Annotated in this window: 12 protein-coding genes; 6 read left to right on the forward strand and 6 right to left on the reverse strand. The window is 58.5% G+C overall.

The window, feature by feature from the left end:
• Nucleotides 1-14: 14 nt before the first annotated feature.
• Entirely contained in the window at nucleotides 15-2,555 is a 2,541-nt protein-coding gene (locus tag Mal15_RS33335) for a DUF1592 domain-containing protein (RefSeq protein ID WP_147871681.1), read from the forward strand.
• 112 nt (nucleotides 2,556-2,667) lie between these two features.
• Here Mal15_RS33335 and Mal15_RS33340 read toward each other — a convergent pair whose 3' ends face one another.
• From Mal15_RS33340 to lpxD, 4 genes are all read right to left on the reverse strand, one after another.
• Nucleotides 2,668-3,666: an HAD family hydrolase gene (locus Mal15_RS33340; RefSeq protein ID WP_147871682.1), complete on the reverse strand. Its 999-nt coding sequence runs from the start codon at nucleotides 3,664-3,666 to the stop codon at nucleotides 2,668-2,670.
• A 70-nt stretch (nucleotides 3,667-3,736) separates the two neighbouring features.
• The gene (locus Mal15_RS33345) at nucleotides 3,737-5,299 is read right to left on the reverse strand and encodes an arylsulfatase (RefSeq protein WP_199773778.1); all 1,563 of its coding nucleotides are present in this window, start codon (nucleotides 5,297-5,299) and stop codon (nucleotides 3,737-3,739) included.
• 801 nt (nucleotides 5,300-6,100) lie between these two features.
• Nucleotides 6,101-7,048: an LpxI family protein gene (locus Mal15_RS33355; RefSeq protein ID WP_233903188.1), complete on the reverse strand. Its 948-nt coding sequence runs from the start codon at nucleotides 7,046-7,048 to the stop codon at nucleotides 6,101-6,103.
• Complete coding sequence (gene lpxD, locus Mal15_RS33360) at nucleotides 7,045-8,211, reverse strand: UDP-3-O-(3-hydroxymyristoyl)glucosamine N-acyltransferase (protein WP_233903189.1); 1,167 nt, start codon at nucleotides 8,209-8,211, stop codon at nucleotides 7,045-7,047. Before lpxD ends, Mal15_RS33355 begins: the two co-directional genes overlap by 4 nt.
• A gap of 288 nt (nucleotides 8,212-8,499) precedes the next feature.
• Between lpxD and Mal15_RS34335 the strand changes: the two genes are divergently transcribed.
• The 5 genes from Mal15_RS34335 (at nucleotide 8,500) to Mal15_RS33385 (ending at nucleotide 18,201) form a co-directional block, all read left to right on the forward strand.
• Nucleotides 8,500-9,360, forward strand: a complete 861-nt coding sequence (locus Mal15_RS34335) for a hypothetical protein (RefSeq protein WP_167547199.1) — start codon at nucleotides 8,500-8,502, stop codon at nucleotides 9,358-9,360.
• A gap of 690 nt (nucleotides 9,361-10,050) precedes the next feature.
• On the forward strand, nucleotides 10,051-10,650 hold the full coding sequence (locus Mal15_RS33370; RefSeq protein WP_167547200.1) for an RNA polymerase sigma factor: 600 nt from the start codon (nucleotides 10,051-10,053) through the stop codon (nucleotides 10,648-10,650).
• A gap of 297 nt (nucleotides 10,651-10,947) precedes the next feature.
• Nucleotides 10,948-14,058 (forward strand): protein kinase domain-containing protein, encoded by a 3,111-nt coding sequence (locus tag Mal15_RS33375; protein WP_147871685.1) that lies wholly within the window; start codon nucleotides 10,948-10,950, stop codon nucleotides 14,056-14,058.
• Between the two features lie 36 nt (nucleotides 14,059-14,094).
• Nucleotides 14,095-16,098 carry a matrixin family metalloprotease gene (locus Mal15_RS33380; protein WP_147871686.1) on the forward strand — a complete coding sequence of 668 codons (2,004 nt, stop codon included), beginning with the start codon at nucleotides 14,095-14,097 and terminating at the stop codon, nucleotides 16,096-16,098.
• 63 nt (nucleotides 16,099-16,161) lie between these two features.
• A complete protein-coding gene (locus Mal15_RS33385; RefSeq protein WP_167547201.1) occupies nucleotides 16,162-18,201 on the forward strand; it encodes a tetratricopeptide repeat-containing sulfotransferase family protein in 2,040 nt (679 codons plus the stop codon).
• A 128-nt stretch (nucleotides 18,202-18,329) separates the two neighbouring features.
• On the opposite strand, the gene Mal15_RS33390 is transcribed toward Mal15_RS33385, so the two are convergent.
• A complete protein-coding gene (locus tag Mal15_RS33390) occupies nucleotides 18,330-20,720 on the reverse strand; it encodes a hypothetical protein (protein ID WP_147871688.1) in 2,391 nt (796 codons plus the stop codon).
• Nucleotides 20,717-23,659, reverse strand: a complete 2,943-nt coding sequence (locus tag Mal15_RS33395; RefSeq protein ID WP_147871689.1) for a leucine-rich repeat domain-containing protein — start codon at nucleotides 23,657-23,659, stop codon at nucleotides 20,717-20,719. Before Mal15_RS33395 ends, Mal15_RS33390 begins: the two co-directional genes overlap by 4 nt.
• Nucleotides 23,660-23,934 lie beyond the last annotated feature (275 nt).

Genomic DNA, 23,934 nt, shown 5'->3' on the forward strand with positions numbered 1-23,934 from the left:
AGCAACCCACCTCCATGCCTTCCTTTGATTTTTTCACGGCGGCGGCCCGTCGTGCCGCGTGTGCGATTGCGCTCGCCCTCGCCTCGTTGGCCGTACCACAGGCGGCCCAATCGGAACCTACCGAACCATCGTCGGCCGGTCGCCAAACGCCGGTCGCTGAGTTCCTTGGTCGTTACTGTGCCGAGTGTCATAGCGCCGGTTCGGCCGAAGGCGATCGTCAGTTCGATTCGTTCCGGCTGCCGCTCACCTCGGTCGATCAATTGATCACCGCTGACGAAATCGTCGATCAGGTGACCTTGAAATTGATGCCGCCGGAGGACGCCGGGCAGCCGACCGAAGAGAAGCGACTGGAGCTGTTGGATGTGCTACGAAAGACCATCGAAAGCTCACGTGAGCGATTCAATACCTCCGGCGGGCAGACGGTTTTGCGTCGGTTATCCAATCGAGAGTATGAAAACACATTGGCGACACTCTTTGATCGACGTGTCGATACGCTCGGCTTGACCGCCGATTTTCCCAAAGACAATACCGTCGCCCATATGGACAACCTGGGTGATGCCCTGGTGACATCCGGCTTCTTGCTCGACCAGTACCTTCAGTCGGCGTCGCGGCTGGTGGAGGCTCGATTGGGCAAGACTCGGATGGAGCCGAAAACATGGCACTTTCGCGATAATTTTCAGCAATACGAAGAACTCTCCGGTGCCCACCGCAGTGTCTTCAACTACGAGTACCTGTGTTTGTACGAACAGCCTAACACCGACACCCGGCAGGGAGGCTACGGGCACATCGAAGACTTTTTAAAGGGCGTGCCGGTCGCCGGGCTGTATGACATCGAAGTCCACGCCCAGGCGATGCACCGCGACACCCACTACGACCCAAAGATCTTTCGCATCGATTTCTCCGAACCCTTTCAACTGGCCGTCGTCCCCGGCGACGTGACCAAGGGACACATCCATTACCCCCAAGCGATCGAACCGGTTTTGGGGCAAGCAATCGTGCCGGACGAACAACCCGAGTGGTTGAAGTTCCGCGTCTGGTTGGAGGCCGGACAGACGCCGCGATTCATTTTTCCCAACGGTCCGTACGAATCGCGTGCGTCGGTGATCGAAGTCAACAAACAGTACAAAGACGAGTTCGACCCCAAGAAATACAAAGCCGGTGTGAGTCGGACGCACATCCTTCGCGAAGGCGAGTTACCACACATTCGGATCGGGGAAATCAAAGTTCACGGTCCGATTTCCGAGCCGCAGGGCGGCAAGGAGGAAGTGGCCGTGTTCGGACCCGACGGATTCCAAGTCGAACGCGCGGTCGAGCAACTTCATGCTTTCGGTCGGCGCGCATATCGTCGCCCGTTGGAACCGTCCGACCGCGGGCGAATCCGTGCGTTCTACCAACAGCGATTAGACGAGGATGCGACGCCGCGACAGGCCGCGCTGGACACGTTGAAGATGATTCTCTGTTCGCCGTCGTTCTTGTACCTCAGTGAGATCACGGCGGAAAATGAAACGCTGCTGGGACCCTTTGACTTGGCCGCACGTCTTTCGTACGCACTGTGGGCCGCTCCACCGGACGATGTGCTTTTTGCTGCAGCCGAATCCGGTCGGCTGACCGCGCCGGAAGAACTAAAAAAACACGTCATCCGGATGCTTGAGGACGATCGATCCGATGCGTTTGTCAACGGTTTTACTGACAGTTGGCTGAACTTGCGAGAGATCGGCAATCTGCCGCCGCCGCGGAAGTCAGTTCCGCAGTATTATTCTGAAAACCTGCCGGAATCGATGAAGCGGGAAGCGCGCCAGTTCTTCCGTTACCTGTTGGATCAGAACCGACCGGTGAGCGAGTTTTTGGATGCCGACTACACCTTCGTCGATAAGAAGCTTGCCAAGCTGTACGGGTTGCCCCAGCAGGATACGCTCCGCCTGGCCGACGGATTTCAACGCGTCTCATTGGTCGGCAACCAGCAGCGTGGAGGCGTCTTGGGGATGGCCGGTGTGCTGACCGTCAGTGCCAACGGGGTCGATACATCGCCGGTCACCCGTGGCGTGTGGGTGATGGAAAACATCCTCGGCATCACGCCGCCACCGCCGCCGGACGAGGTGCCGTCGATCGACGCCGACGTCAGCGGGGCGACCACGATTCGAGAGAAATTGTCGAAACACAGCGAAGACAAAACGTGTTTCGTTTGTCATCGGAACATTGACCCGCTGGGATATGCACTGGAAACCTACGATCCGATCGGGCGTTGGCGGACCAACTACCCCAGTCCCAAAGGGAAAGGTTCCGCGGCAACGATCGATGCCTCGGGCGAACTGCCGTCAGGAGAATCGTTTGAGGACTTCGCAAGTTTTAAAAAGGTGTTGCACAAGAGTCGCGGAGAGTTATTCGTTCGCAATTTGATCGAAAAACTGGCCACTTATGCGACGGGGCGTCAGATGGAACACGCCGACCGCTTCCGGATCGACGATTTGGCGGCCCGGCTGCATTCCGACGACGCCAGCGGGCTGCGAACGATGGTCGTCGAAGTCCTGACCAGCGAGCTGTTTCGGTCACGCTAGACGCGTTGCACACCACGGACGTCAGAAAAGCGCTCAGGCACCAATGGTACAGGCATTCGAATTGGTGCCAGAATGCTAAACTCCCTCCAACCGCGGTCGTGGACGACTTTCGTTACTGTGCTGGATAGATCCGCTTCCAATCTTGCTTCATGTCGACGACCGTCCAGCCTTGGCGGGTTGCGTCGTCAAGCGCTTGATCGAGTTGTCCGATGTGGGAATCGCGGTCGTAGGCCCATTCACGCTGGTCGTCGGTATGGTGCACGATCAAGGCAAAGCTGGGTGAGCGGCCGATCGTGGCGTACTGAAGCATTTGCCAGTCGCCATCGGAATTGCCAGCGGCAAAGATTGGTCGACGCCCGACATGCGAGTTGATCCCGACCGGCTTTCCTTCCTTGTCATCGATAAAGTCGATCTCCGGCAGGCGGACGATCACAGGCTTGCCGTCACGGAGTTCGAACCGAGTTTTGACGCTGCTGCCGACGACCTGTTCCGGCGGAATACCGTAGGTCGCCTCGGTCCAGGGTCGCATAAACTCGATGCCGCCGCCGGAAACGATAAACGTTTTAAAGCCATTGGCCCGCAGATAGGCCAGCAGCTCGAGCATCGGTTGGTAGACCATGTCTTTGTACAGTCGCCCGGTTTGAGGATGCTTTGCAGTGGAGATCCAGTCGGCCACGATTCGCTCGAAATCTTCCGACGTCATTCCTGAATGTGTTGCGGCCACGATTTCCAACAGTGACTTTTTCCCACCCGCCAGGACGGCCTTGGTGTCCGATTCAAGCACTCCCTTGAACGGCTGTTGGTCCTTCCACTCGGGGTGCTGGGGCGCCATCGCCTTGACCCGATCAAAGGCGAAGGCGAGTTGAAAGTACATCGGCTGTTCGCTCCAGAGCGTGCCATCGTTGTCGAACGTGGCGATGCGTTCCGCCGGTGGTACGAACCCGGCCGATCCTTCGCGAGTGACCCTTTCAACAAAATCAATGATGGCCGCTTTGGTCGCAGTATCATTCCACGACGGAAGTGGGTCGGCAGCATAGGAACCGCTACCGACGAATGCGAACACGCCGACCAGTAGAACGGAAAGAAGTTGGCGATCATGATTCGCGGTCATGTCGTAGAACCTGCTGTAGAGAAAAAAAGCGGACTCTCACGGGTGAGAGCCCGCCAGACTCGTGAATGAATCAGCGGCCACCCATGCTCGCCTCGATCTGCTTTTGAACCTTTTCCAGGTTAAACGAACCGGGCGTTTGGCTTGGCGGAAACTCTTTCATCGTCATTAAAAAGTTTGCGGCCAGCTGTTGCATCGGGGCGAGCACAAACACGCGCTCTAAAAACCAATCGTTATAGGTGTTGGAATTGTGTTGTGCCTTTTCGAACGGATCTCGACGCAGATTGAACAGCAACGGGACGCGAAGTTCGGTAAACGGTTCACGCCAAACTCCGAATGCAATCCCGCGATTCTCCAAGAATATGGCTTTCCAGGCATTGTATCGCATGGCAACAATTTGCCCGTCGTCGTTGACGTACATGAATTCTTTCCGCGGAGAGTCGTCGGATTCTCCCGTCAGATAATCCAATAGGTTGTAACCGTCGATGTGGTTTTTGTAATCCCGGCCGTTGAGCGTCACACCTGATTTCAATTCATCCTTGATGTCCGTGTTTCCGCCGATCGCGGCGAAGGTGGGCAACCAATCTTCGTGGGCCACGATTCCGTTCAGCACGGTTCCGGCGGGAAACTTACCCGGCCAACGGACGTAGCAAGGCACGCGGTACGCGCCTTCCCAGTTTGAATTCTTTTCGCTGCGGAACGGCGTGGTGCCGGCGTCGGGCCAAGTGTTGTAGTGCGGGCCATTGTCGGTCGAATATTGAACGACCGTGTTGTCGGCTATGCCAAGTTCATCGAGCAGATCGAGCAATTGCCCCACGTGCATGTCATGCTCGATCATCCCATCGGTGTATTCGTCGTTGCCTTCATGCCGATGCTCTTGCTTCACATGGGTGCGGAAGTGCATTCGGGTACCGTTCCACCAGCAAAAGAAAGGTTTGCCAGCCTCATGCTGACGCGTGATAAAGTCTTTGGCTGCGGCGAGCGTTTCTTCGTCGATCGTCTCCATTCGCTTTTTGGTCAGCGGACCGGTGTCTTCGATGGTCTGGCCTCCGTTTCCGTCGGCTTTGCAACGCAAGACTCCGCGGGGACCAAAGACGTCCATGAACTTTTTGCCGTTCGGCAACACCATGTCGGTCGGATAGTCTTCATTCTCAGGTTCTTCTTCAGCATTGAGGTGATAAAGATTCCCGAGAAATTCATCAAATCCATGCATGGTTGGCAGGTGCTCGTCGCGATCACCCTGGTGATTCTTGCCAAATTGTCCGGTGGCGTAACCGAGGCTTTTCATGACCGTCGCCATCGTTACATCGGTTTTCTGCCAACCCTCTTTCGCTCCCGGAAGCCCAACCTTCGTCATTCCACTGCGGACCGGAACGCTTCCGCTGATGAATGCTGCTCTGCCGGCGGTGCAGGATTGCTGGCCGTAGTAGTCCGTGAAAAAGACGCCTTGCTTTGCGATGCGATCGATATTGGGCGTCTTGTAACCCATCATGCCACGGTTGTAATGACTGATGTTTTCCGTGCCGATGTCATCGCCCCAGATGACCAAGACGTTCGGTTTTTCTTGAGCGTGCAGCGAAGTGGAAATCGCTAACCACAAAACAACCGCGATTACTCGCGACGAGCAGACTTTCATGTTGATGGTCTCTGATTTGTATTGATGAGTGTTTGCCACTTGTGGCCGCCGACGGCGACACAGGTTTGCCGTAGTGTAATGAGTTGCATAGACCGAGTTGTAACAACCGGCGCAAATCTTTTTGCAAATCAAAATGACGTCAATGACTTGTTAGGAACTGTGTCGAATTGACACACAGTGTTTTGTTATGCCAGTGTTTTGTTAAGCCAGTGTTTTTTTGATGTGAATGATTGGCATGATTTTTACCTTTCCCGCTGGCCATGACGCAATCGTTAAGAAGAGGTAGGTGCGTCGGTGGTTTCGAATTGCCGGTAGCGGAAAGCCGGAGATCTGTACCTGGCGAACGTGATGTTCACACAGTTCGTAACGGGATCCTTTGCCGTTTACGCGGGGAAGCTGGACACTCTCGATGGTGACGCCAATGCCTACGCCAGCGGACGCAGGATTTCACAGTGTTCGAATGTCGACTTCATCGCAAACCCGATCGTCCTTCGCGCGGTCCCGTACGCTTCACTGGGCTGAGGTTTCATCGTGGTCGGAGACGAAGGTGAACGACTGCTGAGCTTTCTGGTGATCCATCCGACGGACACGGCCGACTCGGACGGATTGAGCGAATTGTTCGCCGACGGGGTCGCCCTCTCGGCGGAGCTGTGTATTGCCACGCTTCATTTAAGTTTGCAGGGGCACCGGCTGTTTGACGGACTGCCCCGTCAGTCACGACTGATGGTCCCATCGAGCGTTGGATCCTTCGTTGCAGCCGGTGTGCCGACCGGGATCGGTGCGAGATCCGTCGATCGCGATTCAGGCCGCCGCGGCGATCGCTTGGGGTTGGGCGAGGGCGACGATGGTGATGCCGTGCTGTTTTGCCAGACGGAAGGTTTCTTCACGCTCGACCAGGATCGTCTTGTCGGCTTCGATCACGATCGCGGTGCCTCCGTTTTCGGCCACCCGCGTGACCGTTTGCGGGCCGATCGTGGGGACGTCGAATCGCATGTCCTGGTTCGGCTTGCTGACTTTCACCAACGTCCATCCGCCGCGACGGCAAAGTGTTCCGGTCCGCGCGATGCACTCGTCGGTTCCCTCGACCGCTTCGACGGCCAACACCGTCCCATCTTTGATGGTGATCGATTGGCCGATGTCCATGCCGCCCATCTGCTTGGCGACTTGCCAACCGAACTCGGCGTCACGAGATTGCTTGGGGGTCAGCGGCGTTCCGATCAAATGGCCTTGGTCCACGAGCAGCTCCGGGGCAAAGTCGGTGGCGGGGCAGATGGTCAACGATTGTTTGGCGTACGTGTTGGTGACGGCCAACAGCAAACTGTCATCGCGTGAATCGGGGCGGTTGCCCAGCAAACACGGGCCGAAGGTTCGAATCGCCGTCAGGTCGGGACAGTGTTTGATCCAGACGCTGCCCTGAAACAGCAGTTCCGATTTGAACAACTTGCCGGCCATCGTGACTTGGCGGATCCCGTGGCGGCGGAAGTAACGGATGTGGGCGCCGATCTTGCCGACGCCGGACCACTTCACGTGATCACAAATCGATTCCAAGTCGGTCGACGCATGGTCGGTGATCGCGATGCAGCAGATACGCCGTCCGCTGGCGACCACCTGTTCGGCGACTTCAACGGGAAAGCTGCCCCAGCCGGCGATCAGCCCGATCGGCGGCTGAATGGACGCGTTTGATGATGAAGAGAACCCGGGCATCAGATTGCGAATCAGCTCGCGCCCGTATCCACGACGCTGGATCATGCCGCCCGCTCCGATCGGCCTTGATCCGACCGCCCCTCGCCGAGTTGCCCCTCGCCGAGTTGTGTGTTGATTGCATCGAGTCGCTTGCGCAAGGCTTTCAGTTCGCGGCGCATCTCGGGCAGCTTTCGCTCGATCGCAAAGATCTGCATCTGGTCACGTTGCGGCATCGCGGGCGACCCCAGCAACACCTGATGTCCTTGGCAGTCGTCCATTACACCGGCTTTGGCGCCGACGATCGTGTGATCGCCCAACGTGACGTGATCCTTCAATCCGACTTGGCCGGCCAGGATCACGTAGTCGCCGGTGCGACAGGATCCCGCAACGCCGACTTGGCTGCAGATCAAATTGTGGCGGCCGATCTGGCAGTTGTGTGCGATCATCACTTGGTTGTCGATTTTTGTTCCTTCACCGATCCGCGTCGCCCCGTAGCTGCCGCGGTCGATCGTCACCCCGGCCCCGACGTCGACGTCCGAATCGATTCGCACATAACCGAGTTGTGCCGATGGCAGATGCCGACCGCCTCGTTGTTGGTAACCAAACCCATCGGCCCCGATGGTCGTTCCGGCGTGCAAGACGACGCGATCACCCAGTGACGAATACTCGTACAGCGTGACGCCGGGATACAGCACACAGTCGTCTCCGATCGTGCAGCCGGGCATGATCACGACGTTGGGCATCACCAGCGTTCGCTCGCCGATCGAAACTCCGGCACAGACCGTTGCTGTGGGATGGACCTTGGCCGAGTTTGCGATCGAGGCTGATGAATCGACGCCGACGCCAGGTAGTGATGCCGGGATCGGTGGACGAAACTTGGTAACCACCGTGGCAAACGCCGCACGGGGATCGTCGACAATGATTTGGGGCCGCCGGTCCGATTCGATCCGTTCGGCACAGATCACTGCCAAGGCATCAGAACGAGCCAGATTGGCCGACGCGTTTTTGCCCACCAACATCGTGATCTCGCTTGTCGACGACTCTTCCGGCGGGTTGGCGCCGTTGCAGATCAGTGTCCCGTCACCGTGGAGGGTTCCGCCAACCAGTTGTGCGATTTCATCAAGTCGGATTTCCACGGCGAAGTCCTTTTCGCTGAACAGATTGTCGATTCGGACGGTCCGAATCCTCCACTGGCCTCCGGTATACCGCCAGTTCCGCGATCGCTGCAAGACAAAGTTGGCAGTTCGCTCGACCGGCAGGACGTCACATCGATCCGCCCAGGCGTCCGCTTCTGAGATGAGTTGTTGTCAATCAGATATCGTGACGGGACGGATGCCACTCCGCGGCGACGCCCCCGGCGAAAAGCTAAGTCATGCCAGATTCCGAGTTTAGTGACATTGCAGCGGGGCGGCGGCACGCGGGTTGCGGTTTTTTGGCGGGGATTTGTCTGGCCGGGTCGATGGGCACTCAACGAGGGAGGACTTCACGTGATTAGATCGGGCAGTCTACGGACGACAATGTTTGCATGCATTTTTACTGCGGTGTTGACACCGCGCTGGGCCGAAGCCGGCGGCAACTCGCCGATCTACGTGGCGGCGAGCGATTACCGAGACGCGGTGAAAGCGTTTGAACGCGTGGTGCTGCGGACGCCGAAGATTCGCAGCAGCGTCGAGCGTCTGGTGGATGACTTGGAGGACAGCACCAGTGATTTGAAGTCGGCCGCCCGCGATCCGGCGCGACTGGACCGATTGCTCAGCCGGTTTGTCGCGACCGACGCATTGCACTGTCGCGTCGAGTTGACGTTTTTTGGCGACCCGATTTTTCCGGCCGAGCCTCGGTTGGAGGAAAGTTGGATCGCGGTTTACGAAGCATACGGCCGGTTGGTTTACGAGATTCGTTACCTTCAGCAATTACGCAGTGCCAAGCGAGGTCGGCCGATCGCGATCGTCGACCACCGGTACGCCCCCCCAACCGCCTACGAGCCGGCAGTGGTCGCCCGCAGCCCGGCCGACGCCTACCGATCCGCCACCACGGGGTCTGTCCCCAGCTTCAGATCCGCCACCGCGGGGTCTGTCCCCAGCTTCACGGGGTCTGTCCCCGGAGTCGCTGGAGTCATCACGGGGTCTGTCCCCGGTGTCACGGGGTCTGTCCCCAGAGTCATCACGGGGTCTGTCCCCGGTGTCACGGGGTCTGTCCCCAGAGTCAACCGATCCGCCACGACGGGGTCTGTCCCCGGAGTCAGCGGTCCGGCGGCTTTGCCGCGTGGTGCACGGCTACAACGTCCGCCGGGGGCACCGGCACCGACGCGTCGAATCATTTCGACTCCCGAACAGCTCCGTTCTGCGATCCTGGGGGCGATCTTGCAGCGGCAGCGTTAGTGCCCCGGGGAAGAATGAAGAAACGATGTGATTTTCGACCGATCGGGGGGTGCGTTCGTAAAAAGTTTTTGTTTTTTCAGAATCCCCCCGCTTGGGACTCGACTTGGGCTTCCTGATTTACTAGCCTTGTAGAGGGTGCTGAGCACGGCTCGCATCAAGCGTCTGGGATATTTTGCCCCGATATCCCGGACGCGTTTTTTTTAATCGCTGAGCGTGATTTCTTTTTTCGTCGTCTGGTTGGAGACTCCATCACGCTGGCCGAGTCGCGCGCCGGAATTGTTTCAGGTGTCGTTTTGACTTGCTTGATTGTCCAGCACGCTGCTGATTCGCACGGGCGCCGATGAGACTCGGTCCTTGTTTGAAAAAAAGAATTTCAAAATCGGCAGAATTGGTGGCGGAGACCAAGCCGTTGTCTTGATCCTCTGAGTGCCTGTCCAGCAATTGTCAGGTCTCGGGACTGAATCAACTCCATGATTTGGGGGGCGACCCGCGGTCTGAGGGGGCAAGCTGGACAGGTGTTATTTTGCACAGGAGCGAGTGCGGTCGTGACGGGGCATACTTACTTGCGTAGTGAGTAGTTCGTGACCGCGCTCGCCCGTTGCAAACTGGAGGCGACGGTTGAGTTTGGGGCAGTGGCGGTTATGGTTTCACCTTCCGATCCGCGTTGATAATCCTGCCCCCGACCGACTTGTGAGTCCAGCGTCCCCCAATCCAATCGAGCTCACTCCGACGGACAAGTCGCTGGTTGTCATGATCCGCGATGGCGACGAGGAGGCGGCCGAAGCTTTGTACGACCGATACGCGCGGCGCGTTTTCGGACTGGTGCGGTCTAAACTCGGCTCACGTTTGGGCGCGATGACCGAACCGGAGGACATCGTGCAATCGGTTTTCAAGAGCATGTTTCGTGGCATGCAATCGGGAAACTACGACGCCCCACCGGGGACAACGCTCTGGAATCTGTTGGCGGTGATTGCCGTTCGCAAGCTCAGCAACAAAGCCAGTCACTATGCGGCACAGCGGCGTGATGCCAGTCGCAATGTGCCGTTGGATGCGGAGCTTGACGGGGTCGACGATGGAATGGACTTGGCGTCGGCGGAGTTCTTTCAGGTTTGCATGCAGGAGGCGCTCGATTTGCTTCGGCCACTGCATCGCAAAATCCTGTCGTTGCGGATTCAGGGGCACAGCATCGACGAAATCCGCGACCTGACCGGTCGCAGTCGCCGCACGATTGAACGCAGTTTGCAGAAAAGCCGCGAACTGCTGGCCGAATCGTTGCTGGATGAAGGTTAGCTGGCGAACGAAAACGGGCAAGACAGTCTGTCGCACGTGCCTTGCCGCTGGATCGGCCTTCCCCCGCCCAAGTCGTGCGGATGCATGCCTCGTTCCCGGGCTCCGCCTGGGAACGGGAGCTTTCTGAGACGCTGCCCCGAAGCCGCAGTGGACGACCTGCGTTTACACACGGCAACTTTTTTTGCTAAATCCGTGGCGGACATCAGGGCGGTTCGCTGCTCCTCCTGGCAACGCTTTCAACGGTCTGTGATGCGACGGACTGAATCTCACCTTTGACACGCCTAGGTTCATAACCGGATGATCAATCGAGGCACACTGGATCGACTTGAAGACGCAATCGATCAATTCGAGGAAACGTGGTCGCCAGAATCGCACGCGAAGATCGAAGAGATGTTGTCGGCTTATGGACTGAGCGACGACGACGAAGCGATTGTCGAATTGATTCGCATCGATATCGAACTGCGCTATGAACGCGGGCTGTCCATCGAGCTCGGCGAGTACTTGGACCGGTTCACGATTCTGCACGACCGGCCTAAACGGGTGGCCGAGATCGCGTTTGAGGACTATCGATCGCGTTCGGCCAACGGTCATCCCGTTTCAGTGATGCGTTGGCGAGGGCTGCCGGGGGTCAACCGCGAACGCTGGTTCCAGGACTTGATGCGGGAGACGTCGGTTCATCCGCGACGTTCTCGCAAGCTCAGGTCAGATTCGGACTGGGTGCCCGATGAGGCGTTCGAAATGGCGTTGGAAGAAGCCGGGTTTCATTTGGTGCATGAGATCGGCCAGGGCGCCTTCAGCCGAGTGTACTTGGCCAATCAGTACGAGCTGGCCGATCGGTTTGTGGTGCTGAAGATCGTGACCGAGACGTTGGCCGAGCCGGAGTACATGGCATTGCTGCAGCATACCAACATCGTGCCGATCTATTCTTTTCATCGCATCTTGTCTCGATCGATCATCTGCATGCCCTATGCGGGCCGCGTGACGTTACACGATTTCTTGCAGGACAAGACCGACGTTTCGGCGCGCGGGGGACAGAGTCTGATTCGGACCGTTCGCGATCGAATCGACGAGACGACGAAATGGACCGACGAGGGATCGTCGGTTGATTCCGAGGGGCCGCATCCGCCGCTGGCCCCCGCGGCGGAGGACCAGGGTTTGATCCGGCCACTGGAGGCGTTTCGGTCGTTGGATTGCCAACACTTGGCGATCTGGATGTTTCAACGTCTGGCCGGGGCACTGGCGCATGCGCACGCCCGCGGTGTCTTGCACAACGATCTCAAACCCAGCAACGTGCTGATCCGCAACGATGGAGAACCGGCGCTGTTGGATTTCAACCTGTCCCAAACGCTGGGGCAAGAGAATCTGCGTCACGCCGGGGGAACGCTGCCGTACATGTCGCCGGAAACCTATCGTGCGCTGATGGGCCAACAGACCCACAGCGGTACCGCGTCGGACGTCTATGGGTTGGGGGTGATGCTATTCGAGTTTGTCACCGGTCGGTTGCCGTACCCGACACCCGCGTCGATCGCAGCAATCGATCTCGATGCCGCGATCGAAGCTCGGCGGGGGAAACCGTGCTGGCAGGACAGCGACAACGTTCAACCCGGGCTGCACTCGATCATCGATCGTTGCCTGCACTTTGATGCCAAGCGACGTTATGCCAGCGCGGACGATCTGCAAATCGATTTGCAACGCGAGCAACAAAGCTTGGCGCTCGTCCATGCCGCCGAACCGACGTCATGGAAGCTCAAAAAGTGGTCGCGTCGACACCCGCGTGCCGTCTCTTCGGGACTTGTCGCGACACTGTTGCTCGCACTGCTGGTGCCTCTGACGTACATCACGCTTGATTCACTCCGCGACAATCGCGCGTTGCGGTCTCAGGCGACCTTCAATACGTTTTCGGACGAATCGGCGGAGTTTCTGTCGACGTTGATGGCCGATCCGAATCGGCACAAGGCGTCCAACGTCCGCCAGGGCGTGGAGATGCTGGAGCGGTTCAACGCGCTGGAGCGGAACGGGATCGAGCGTTTGGTCGGGCATGGGGATTACCAACAGCAACAAGTCGCTCGCGAAACGCTGTTTCGCCATCTCGCTCATATTGCGATCCTGGAAACTCAGAATCTCGCACAACTGCGTTTTTCGGACCCCGACGCATCTGCCGACTACCAGCGACTCGATCGACTGATCGAAGCGGCCAAGGTGGTGGAAAATGGCGTCCCGGCTCGGGCGCGATTGTTCATCGAAGCCGAGCGAGCCCGTTTGGCGGGCAACGACCAGCGGTATCGGGTGTTGCAAAAAATCGCCTCGGACACCCCGGCACAAACCGATTCGCAGCTGTACCTGGAAGCGGTGCGATTGTTGGCCGGCTACGATCACGAGCGGGCATCGGAACTGCTCGCGGCATTGGCCGACCGAAACAGCGTCCCGCCCGCGTTGCGTTGGACGATGCTCGGTCGCGCACAATTCGCCGCCGGTCGCGTCGAAGATGCCAAGCTTTCTTTCACGCAATCGATCGAGCGGGCACCGAACTCGGCAAAACTGCGCGTGTTGAGGGGACGCTGTCACTTCGACCTCCGCGAAGCCGCCAATGCCGAACGCGACTATCGCAAGGCGATCGAATTGGATCCGGACAGCGTCGGCGGTTGGTCGCAGTTGGGACTATTGCACCACGCAAAACAGGAATACTCTGAAGCGTTGGAGTGCTTCAATCGTTCGCTGGAGCTGGCGCCCGATCGCATCTGGACCTTGCTGAAGCGGGCGAAAACGTATCGCGAGCTCGGCGAGACTGAATTGGCCGATGCAGATTTTTCGGCCGCGATGTCGGTCCCCTGTGACGACCCCAACGAGTTTTATTATCGCGCCTACGCGAGATACAAGTCTGATCCCGAAGCGGCGCTTACCGATCTGCGATCGGCTTACAAACTGGATCCCGACAGGCCGACCTTGCAGCGGGAAATCGCCCACGTCCTGGCGACCGGGTTGGGGCAACACGAAGAAGCGATCAAAGCCTACACCAAGGCGCTCGAAATGCAGCCCAATAACGAGGTTGCAAGGATCGACCGCGCCTTATCTCTGGTGAGACTCGGGCGCACGAAGGAGGCACTGGAGGACACTCAAATCGCGATGGAGGATCCCAATTCTGGAAGAACCCTCTACCAGGCCGCCTGCGTGCACGCCTTGATCGGAAAAGACGTCAACAAACGGCGGGCGGTCACCCTGCTCGCCAAAGCGGTCGCCCACGGGTACGAGCCCGACGATATCGGGCGTGACTCGGATCTCGAAGCGATTCGCGACTTCGAAGAATTTCGCATCATCGAACGCTTCCTACAGACATCGCGACGTGATCAGCGTCGACGGCTTCGGGCCGCCAATGACGAACCGCAGTCCCCCGACTTGCAAACTTTTTAACTCACCGAGATTTCTCACAACCAGGATCCCAGCGACATGAAACGTGTCATTCGCGGTCGGACCGTCCCGGCCGCTTCCCTCCAAGCCCTCGAAGATCGACGCATGTTGGCGGTCTTCGGTGATGCTTGGTCCGACCCACGCGATTTGACGATCAGCTTTCCTGACGACGGCGTTCAAATCGGCAACCAACAGAATGACATCAACGCGTTGCTGGATGTCATCGCCGATCGGCCCCAATGGCAGGAACTCGCACTTCGCGCCTATCAGACATGGGCCATCAACGCGGACATCAATATCGGGTTGCGCAATGATTACAACAATGCGTTCGGAACGCCGGGGATGATCGTCGGCGACCCGAGGTTCGGGGAGTTTCGTATCGGTGCGTTTCCGCAAGAAGGGGTGGTAGCCAATTCGATTCCCTTCCAGGCCGTTGCCGGAACCTACTCCGGCGATCTGCTGCTCAATTCCAACGAACAGTTCACGTTCCATGATTGGGCCGACGATCAAGGCCCCGATCTGGCGACGATCGCCGCCGGTGACCGAGACCTGTTCAGCGTCCTGCTGCACGAAGCGGGCAATACATTGGGCGTGGACGACAACCTGCTGCACTGGTCGGTCATGTTTCGCCAATACACGGTACCCAAGGGAGCCTTAGCGGCCGAGGACATCAATGCGATCACCGCGCTCTACGGACAGCGCAGCGACCCCTACGAACAAGTCGACAACGGCAGCCTGTATACCGCCTCGACGATCCCGACGCCGGTCGGACTGGATCCGCAGACCCAGGTGATCCGTTCGCGGGGCAGCTTGTCCAGCGGCGGCGATGTCGATCACTACAAGATCGAACCGATCGCCGGCATGGACTCCGTGACCGTTCGCGTCCGGGCGTCGGGTGTCAGCTTGTTGCAATCTCGCTTGGAAGTGATCAATTCCTACGGCCACGTGGTCGGTCAAGCGACTGCCGCATCGGTCTTTGAAAACGACAACGAACTGACGATCCATGGTCTCGCCTACCAGGGGGACCTGTACCTGCGTGTCTCAGCGGTTGATCCCAGCGATATCTATGCCGTCGGGGACTACTGGGTTGAAGTCGACTATCGCAGCGAAACCGCGCGGGCCGCCGATCCGGTCCCGGGTGCGTATGATGCGGGGCCGGATTCATTGTTCACGAATTTCGATCTCAACGATCCCGAGTTCGGAACCAACGACGCATTGGCCGACGCGATTGATCTGGTTCCCGGCGCGACGCCACAGACAGAGCGCTATGAAGTGCAGTCATCGGTTTCGTCCGCGTCGGACGTCGATTACTTCAAGGTCACCGCCCCGGATGCGATTGAAGGGCGTTTGGTGGTGCACATCGCCGGCGTCGGTGCGGCTCGACCGGACGTGCGGTTGAATGTTGTTGACGCCGGCGGCCAACCGGTCGGGACGGCTGCAAAGCTTCATCCCGACGGGACGTTCACCGTCGAGGTCGCACAGCCCCAAGCGTCGCAGGACTATTTCGTCAAAGTCAGCGTCGACCCCAGTTCAACCGTCGGCGTCGGGAACTATGTGGCCGTCGCCGAATTCGAATCGCCGCAAACCCAGATGAACGATCTGGCAAGTGGAGACTTAACCAGCGAATCGGACAAGTTCATCCGTTGGGCGGCGGGGAAAACCCGGCTCTATCGATTTGATTTGAACGCCACCAGTGCGGACGCCGATCAGGCGGTGCGGTTGACCGTGTACGACGCCCACACGCGAGAAATCAAAATGGTCGCCGTCGCGCACGCCGGCATCACCCGCGGCGCGCTGGCGTGGTTGGAGCAAGGGGAATACATCCTGCGGTTCACCGCCATCTCGATCGGGGACGCGCCCGTCACCCAAGTCAGCTTTGCACTCGCCGCGGACGGGATCTCCGATGACCAAGACGACGATTGGGTCGACCCGGCAGACGATCCCTATTACGACCCCTACGACTACTACGACGGATCGTACTACGACGGTGACTACAACTACGGATCGGACTATTACTACTACTATTACGATTACGGGTATTGATCCGGCATGCACCTCAGCGCCCCAAGATCACTTGTCCTTTCGATTGAAATCGACTGTTCCGCGTTGACCGATTTGTTGGAATCGATCTGTCGCCGCGCCGGACGGTCGGTTCGGCAGTCCAGGGAGTCGATCATCCGGCAGTCACGGCAACGGTTGTCCCGCGATACGTTTGACATGCAATCGCTGCACGTCGTCGCGGCGTCATCCTTGGTGCACAAGCAGCCCGAAAAGGCGTTGGATCTGTTGGCGAAAGCCGGCGACAGATTGGCGCGCGATCCGATGGGCAATCGGCTTGCCGGGTATGCCTGGCTGGTTCATAAAGATATCGGCCGGGCGAAACAATCGTTCGATCAGGCCGTCCGATTGGATCCCAACCAACCGGACTGTTGGAAATGGTTGGGCCATCTCGCCGAGCACGACGACCGATACGAGCAAGCCGCCGAGTACTATCAGCGCGGCATCCTGTTTGACGATGGCGGCCACGAATCGGCGATCGCCCTTTCACGGTTGCATGCCCGGCATCGGCAACTCAAAGACGCGATTCATACCTTGCGTGTTTGTCTGATTCGCGATCGTCGTTCGGCGAAGCTGAATTTTGCTCTCGCCCGCCTTTTGGATCGACGCTCGATCATGTTGGGCCGCAAGCGGATGCACCTTGCCCAGCACCGGTTGCGACGCGAGGCGTTGGAGTGCTATCGAATCGTCAATGCGGTCGCACCGACCGCCCAAAGCTGGTTGATGCAAGGCCGCCTTGAACAGCAATTGTTCGAGCACACGGCCGCCCGAACGTCCTTTCAAAAAGCCGTGGATTTCGATCCGGCGTCGGCCAAGGCGCTCAGTCATTTAGCCAGTGCCAACGTGGACTTCGGCGAGATCGAAACCGCATTGGGGCAGTTCGAGCAATCGATCCGGCTGGATCCGCAGCGAGGCGAAGCTCATTTCCGATACGCGCGGGCCAAGCGTTTCAAATCCGGCGCTGACACGCGGAACTATCTGGCCCAATTGGAACAACAGTTGTCCGCGGACGATCAACCGCGCCAGAAAGCGATCTATCTGAATTTTGCGATCGCCAAGGTGCACGATGACATCGGCAACCATGACCGGGCGTGGGAGCACTACGATCGGGCGAATCGGCTGAAAGTGTCTCGTGCCGAGTCGGCAGCCCAACGCCGGCAAACGCCCACGACGACCGAACGGACCTCGTCCGCCCCCACGCCGTCGGGGCCGGTCGAAGATGGCCCATGGTTTGAAGCATTCACGCGTCATTCCCTGCAGTCCTATTCCCCCGAGTATTTTCAGTCGATACAGGGGACAGGGCATCTCAGCCGCACACCGATCTTCATCGTCGGCATGCCGCGTTCGGGAACCACGCTGACCGAACAGATTCTCAGCAGCCATCCGGCGATCGCCGGCGCGGGCGAGCTGAACTACATCAATCAAATCCGCCAGGAAATCTCGCGGCTGCGTTCGCCCGTTCCAGACCGCCAGGCCGGATGGAGTCGGCCTCCGGAGCTATTGCAGGCGATGAATGCGGGCGACGTGATGCACTATGCCGATCGCTACTTGGACCAACTGGAACGATTTCGGTCGGGGGCACAGCACGTGACCGACAAGATGCCGACCAACTTCATGCATCTGGGGTTGATCGCGACACTGTTCCCGGGCGCGACGGTGATTCATTGTCGCCGCAATCCGATGGACGTGTTCGTCTCGTGTTATTGTCAGAACTTGAACGCCCCGTTTTGCGATCTGGACCAATTGGTCGTCTACCACCGCAACTATCGGCGGATGATGGCCCACTGGGAACGCGTCTTGCCGATCAAGATTCACACCAGCGACTACGAGTCGCTGGTCGCGCAACCTGAAACGCAGGCCCGCCAGATGATTCGTCATTGTGGATTGCCGTGGGACGATGCATGCTTGCAGTTTCACAGCAATGATCGCGCGGTGCACACGCCCAGCAAGTGGCAGGTGCGGCAACCGATGTATCGATCCTCGGTCGAGAAATGGCGCCGCTTTGAAAAGCATCTGGCACCGATCGCGGAACAGGTGTTCGCGGAGATCGATTCGGAAACCGCCACGACAATGCAGGGGGCGACGTAGGAATCAACGAACTTCGGCTCTGAATTCAAGATAACGTCGGACGGCACGGACGCACGGAATACACCCGGCTTCGTGCTTGGGTTGCCGGCGAAGGGAGTGGCCGGAAGGTGGGGAGTTTTGGGAGTGCATCACTCCGGCAATAAGGACTTCATGCGAATGTGACCTTCATACCCCGTGCTGTCGGCGATCTCGTTGGTCAACATCGGGTATCTCGATCGATAGTACTCCGCTAAGTCTTCGCACAGTCGACGTGCGTTCTTGGCGTACGCCGAGTTGGCGGCCGGCGCACCCGCTCGGCTGTGTGAACCGGCGACCAAGCGGATGGCTTGTGGAGTGCTTTGCTCTTGGTAGTATCTCGTGTCCAATCCGTACTGAATGCCGGCGAGGACGCGATTTCCGTCGACATGGGCGTAATTGAAAAACGCGTACGGAAAAACACTTGCAATCTGTTCGATGCATCTTGAATAGATGAAATCGCCCATCGGCGGTCCAATCGCCTGGGCGACTGCGGCGGCGTAGGCTGCCCCCGATCCGCGTGTTCCGCCCCAGCGTTCCAGTCGCCGGTTCATCATTTGACGATGCAACATGTCGTCGTGGGGGAATCGCTCCAAAAACTCACGGGCCTCATCATCGGTCGCATCGTAGCTGAGGGACGCGTCGCGGGCCAAGCCGATGAAGATCCCGTAGGCGAATGCCGGGACGTCACCGGTCTGACGCAGTTTGTTCCACATTTCGAGCGCCCGTTTGTTCTCCGATTCAAACGTCCGCCAGCCATCCTCGGAGACCGAATTGGCCCAGCCGTGGCCCCTGGCCAACCACGCTTTTCGGACGCAGTATTGCATTTTGGTTGCCAGCGCAAGGGGAGACTGCTTCTTTTCCCATTCGGAGAATCCCGCCAATCGTTCTTTTACCAGGGCACGGTCTTCTTCGCCCGTCTGGTCATTCTCAAGTGCTTGTTCGTTGTTGATCCATTGCCCGGCAATCGCCTCGACAAACACCATGTAGAGTTGTTCTTTGGTGCGATTGAACCGCCGTTCTGGTAGGGCTCGGATTACCGAGTGCAGCGTTTCCAAATCGTCGAAATGATTCTGCCAAGCCCAGGAGCGGGCCAAATCCCCCAAGCGGCTCGCGCCCTGGGGCGCGTCCATGATGCGCGCGTACAGGTCAATCGTTCGACCGTCATGGTAGGCTATCACGTCACCCGACGCCGCGACCACCAGCGTGCGATCGCCGAAATCTTCGGTCGGGGTCGGCCGATCAAAGCGGCGATCACCGAGGGCGGTGTGGTACATCACCCGCTCGCGACCGCCGCCGGGCAACGGACGATCAGCGATGCAGAGTTGGGAACTCTGCGTGGGGAAATTGTGCAGCTCGATCACGTCAGCGATGTCCCAGTAGATCGACGCCCGCCAGCTTTTGCGATCTGCTCCGGACTCATTCGGATAATTGGGGCGTTTGTGGCGGGCATTCTTCTCGATCCATAGGTCATAGGCTCGCGAGCATCGGACCATCATCGGTTCGCCGGGATTGATGAGGGGGACGTAAAAATCGTCGTCCAAGACCCCCTCGTCGAGTTTGAAAACGCGACCGGTTTGTTCGTCGTGCCATGCCGCGATCCGGGCCGCTTCGGGCGAAATCGCCGGCATCGGAAACTGCAGGTTGACCTCGCCGATTTTTGTCGCTTCGGACAGCTCCGGGGCGGTCACGTACAGATTGCCCGATCGGTCGACGACGGCCGCATGCCCTGTTTCCGCCGCCACGCTCAAGTGTGCGATGTTCTCGTCGAATGAAAGCGACCCGATCACGGCGGCTTGGTTGCAAGCGACCAGATGAAGTTGTTTACCCGACGCGACGATCATTCGGGAATCCGATCCGTCCGGTTGCCGTTCGAAAAAACCGACCTGCAGCGCGTCTTCACCCGGGCCGGACAATGGAACCTGTTGGAACTTGCTCGCGTCACCGGGTTCGTCGAGTTCCGTCGGCGGCGTGCCCGGCAATGCCCACCACGGCCGCCACGGCAACCTGGAAATCCACAACCCGTTGTCGCCGCCGATGACCAGGTGTCGCGCCGTCTTGTCCAGCCATACGGTCGGATCGGCGATCTCGGGCGGGATGGCAATCGTCTCACGGAGCATCGGGTGGCCGTGAATCTCTTCAAGGGCAAGTCTTGCCGCTGTCGACGCTTCGCCGGTGATTCCACTCGATTCGACGCTCCACGGCGGCGGTTGTTGGCTGGATTTCGATGCTTCGATCTGCTTGAGACCGTCCGCGATGATCTGGTCGGCGATTCGGCCAATCGCACCAGGCTCGATTTGGCGGAGGAAGCTGCTGTCGGTCGGTTTCGTGGCTTGCCACTTCTTTTCGATCACCGGCCAGCGGATTTGATTTGCGGTTGCCGGTGAGGCAACAAGCGTTTCGTCGCTGGGAACAGAAAACTGACGTTCCGGCGGGACCGGGTCACAACCTGACAAGGCGATCGCAGCAATGGCCGCCAGAGAGACAATCGCTGGGCACTTCATTCTTCGTCCACCTCGTTTGAGTTGTCGATGTCGTCAACGCCCGCGCCGGAGAAGTTGATCGATTGCAGCAATCGGCCGATCGCCGAACGGGCACCCGCGCCGACCGGGGCGGCGGAAACGCCGACGGTTCCGGCCGGAGCGATGAAATCGGGATCGGGGCGGAAAAAATCGGTTGACCAGTCGGGGCGTTCGAATTCGCTCGGTCCCTTGTCGCGATCGAGATCCGCGTAGACGGGGAGCCCCCGCGGGTCGTAGCCCAATAACTGGGGCGCCGGCGGCTGGAACCACGTCTCGAAGGCATCACGCTCCAATATCAACCGTTCCTCGACGGTCAGTCTTGTGATCAGGGCGACCGTCGCGTCGACCGGCGAAAGTCGAAATTTGAGCGCTTGGTTGGTTCGGATCATCGGATCGATTTCCGACCAATCAGCGCTCGCGCCGGTGAGGTCGATTTCGGTCAAAAAACTCGCAGTGTCCATGATCGACGCAAGTCCGCCCGATTCAATTGTCGCGCCGGCAAGATCCAACTTCATCAGAGATTGAAGGGGGCCCATCGCGTCGATCACCTGCTTGTTGATGGTGATTCCGCTCAGACTGAGCTCAAAAAGTGAGGGGCTGTTTCGCAGTTCGGATAGGGAACGGACATCGATCTCGTTCCCCCGAAGCAGCAGTCGCTCCCAGCGTCCGCGAGCAATGATGTGACTCGTCGTCGCCGCCGAAAGTCCGCAATCTCGAAGATCCAACTCGGTGAGTGTCTCGGGGAGCTGCCACTGTTGAAACAACTCGTCGTCGAGAGCCGCCCCGGGAAGGGCCAGTTGCTTGAGCGATCGCAGGTCCGGCACCCGGTCAAACGTTTGCGAGGACGCCGAGGGATACGCGATCGTCAATTCAGTCAACCCGTCGGCCTTGAGCACCTCCGAAACCGCTTCGTCATTCATCCCCTCGCCGCCCCCGAGAAACCACTTCAACCCGGCGACGCCACTGATTTTGACCTCCGGAAGCGAACTCAAAACCGCCAAACCGGAAAGCTTGGGGGCAGATTCCACATGCAGGTAGTTTCCGATCGGGGAGAGAACCAAGGGAGACCGAAGTTCTGGCACATTGATCAATCGCAATGCGGTGATCTGTGATTTGTTGTGCTGGTCAAAGATGATCGTTTCAAGTTTCGGTTTGTCTTCGACGCGAATCGCGTTGACGTCCGAATTGATCAGCAGCGATTCTAGATTTTCCATCTGGGAGCTAAGCGAGTTGACAAACGAGACACCCACCGTAGCGTTTCGCAGGTCAATGGTTGTCGCAGACAGCGAAGCAATCTCGTCGGCTGACTTTTTCGCCAATGAGCTGTATTGAAAGTCAAGTGTTGCAACCGCGGAGTTTTGTTTCAGAGGTGCAAAGTCGACGTTTTGAAGATCACACCCTCGCAAGGCCAGCAGCGGCGGCCCGGTCAGCTTTCCGAACTGGTCGATCACTCGTTGAGTACACGCCCCGCTGATCGACGTGTCATAGGTCGCATCCCCAGCCCCCGGCATGATCTTGCTGGTCCCGACCAGATACGTCATCGCAGCGCAATCATCCATTTCGATGGATTCGAAGTCGCGGATGTAAAACCGCAAGGAATCGAGCACCGGCAGCTCTTTTAAAACACACCGGCGAATCCATGCGTAATATGGCATCTGGTCGTTGTCGGCCAGTCGGGTCTGCGTGTTGTGGTACTGCAAGTGAACCTTCTCAAGTTTCGGCAAACGCCGTAGATCGAGATCGACAAACTGAAACGAATCGAAACCGAAGTGTTCAAGGTGGGGCATGTCGTTCAGCGAAATCGCAAACAGCCGCGAGTTGAGCGGCTCGTCAAGCGATTGAAACGTGAGGTGCCGTAACTTGGGCCACGATTCAAGTTCGATTTCACCGTCGGTCCCCGTTTTCGGCCGAGACAAGACCAAGACGTCCAACCTGTTCTTCAGATCGCACTGCTGCCAGGCCTGGAACGGAATCATCGTTTCCATGGCCATCAGCCGTGACAGTCGCGGAAGTTTTGCGAAGTGCTGGAGCGCATCAGACGCAATGTTGGTGTGCGAAATGTTCAGCTGTCCGAGCAACGAACACTGTGACAACGCCAACACGGTTTCCCCGTCCAATTCGGTGCCGGCGATTCGAACATCCTGCAGATAACGCATCGAGGGCAGACGGCGGAGCGGCGTGTTGTCGTACTGACCGCCTCCGATCCGCAGGGATCTCAGGTACGCCAGCTTGCACGCCAGTTGCAGTTGTTCGTCGGAGGGTTCTTGGAGATTGACGGCGGTGGTCCTCGTCCAGATCGGTCGCATCGACGTCGGAATCAGGTCGTCCAAAACCGTGGGCATGTACGTCTGACGCATCGCCTGTCCGTAGGGCGAAAGTCTTTCGGAAATGGCTTTGTCGGCCTCGGACTGACGGATCTGCCATCTCCAGTAGCCCATCACCGAAGCGATGAGCGTGACGACAAACAACAAATCGGCGAGCGAAATTCGATTGGTTTTTCGTTCCGAAGGCCGCAAGTAGAGGAAAACGATCGCGACAAAGAGGGTGGCGATCGCCAGATTCAAACCGATGGCGCCGCCGAACCATTGAACCTGGGCGTCGCCATCGGGAAACGAATGACGAATGTAGTAGCGAAACGGCCAACCCGCTTCCACAGGGTCGATCATCCGCACCGCCTCTTCGCTTCGCAGACCGAAGTCGAACGGCAACTCGGCCCAAACCGCCCCGCCCGAAACGGTCACGGAATACTGCAGTGGCCAATTGGCCGCAACCAGCATCGAAATCAACAACGCCAAAACGATCCAGCGAGCAGAGAGCTGACGATGGAGCTTGCCGGCCTGGGTCGCCGCGTCGGTCTGCGGATCGCCGCCCGCCTCGCCCTCGGACGCTTCCGCGTCGGTCGAATTTGGTTCTTGGGTCAATGCTTGTCCCCGGTGAAGGCATGTCCTGATCTGAATACCGCTGCATGGCTATCCGGCAGCCACCAGGAGTATACACGCTTCGACGGGATGCGACGGGAAAGTTTGTCGCCGCGACGATTGGATTGAGTCCAATGCAGGCGGATCATTCGACCCAAATGCCGGAGTGCTTCGATGTCGCCCCGGCACGACACTGGGGGATTCCTTAGGACGGCGGAGTGCCGATCGTCAGTCGAAGAATGCGAGTCATCAATCGTGTGAAGCTGAATGATTGCATG

Source organism: Stieleria maiorica, assembly GCF_008035925.1.
GTDB classification, from domain to species: domain Bacteria; phylum Planctomycetota; class Planctomycetia; order Pirellulales; family Pirellulaceae; genus Stieleria; species Stieleria maiorica.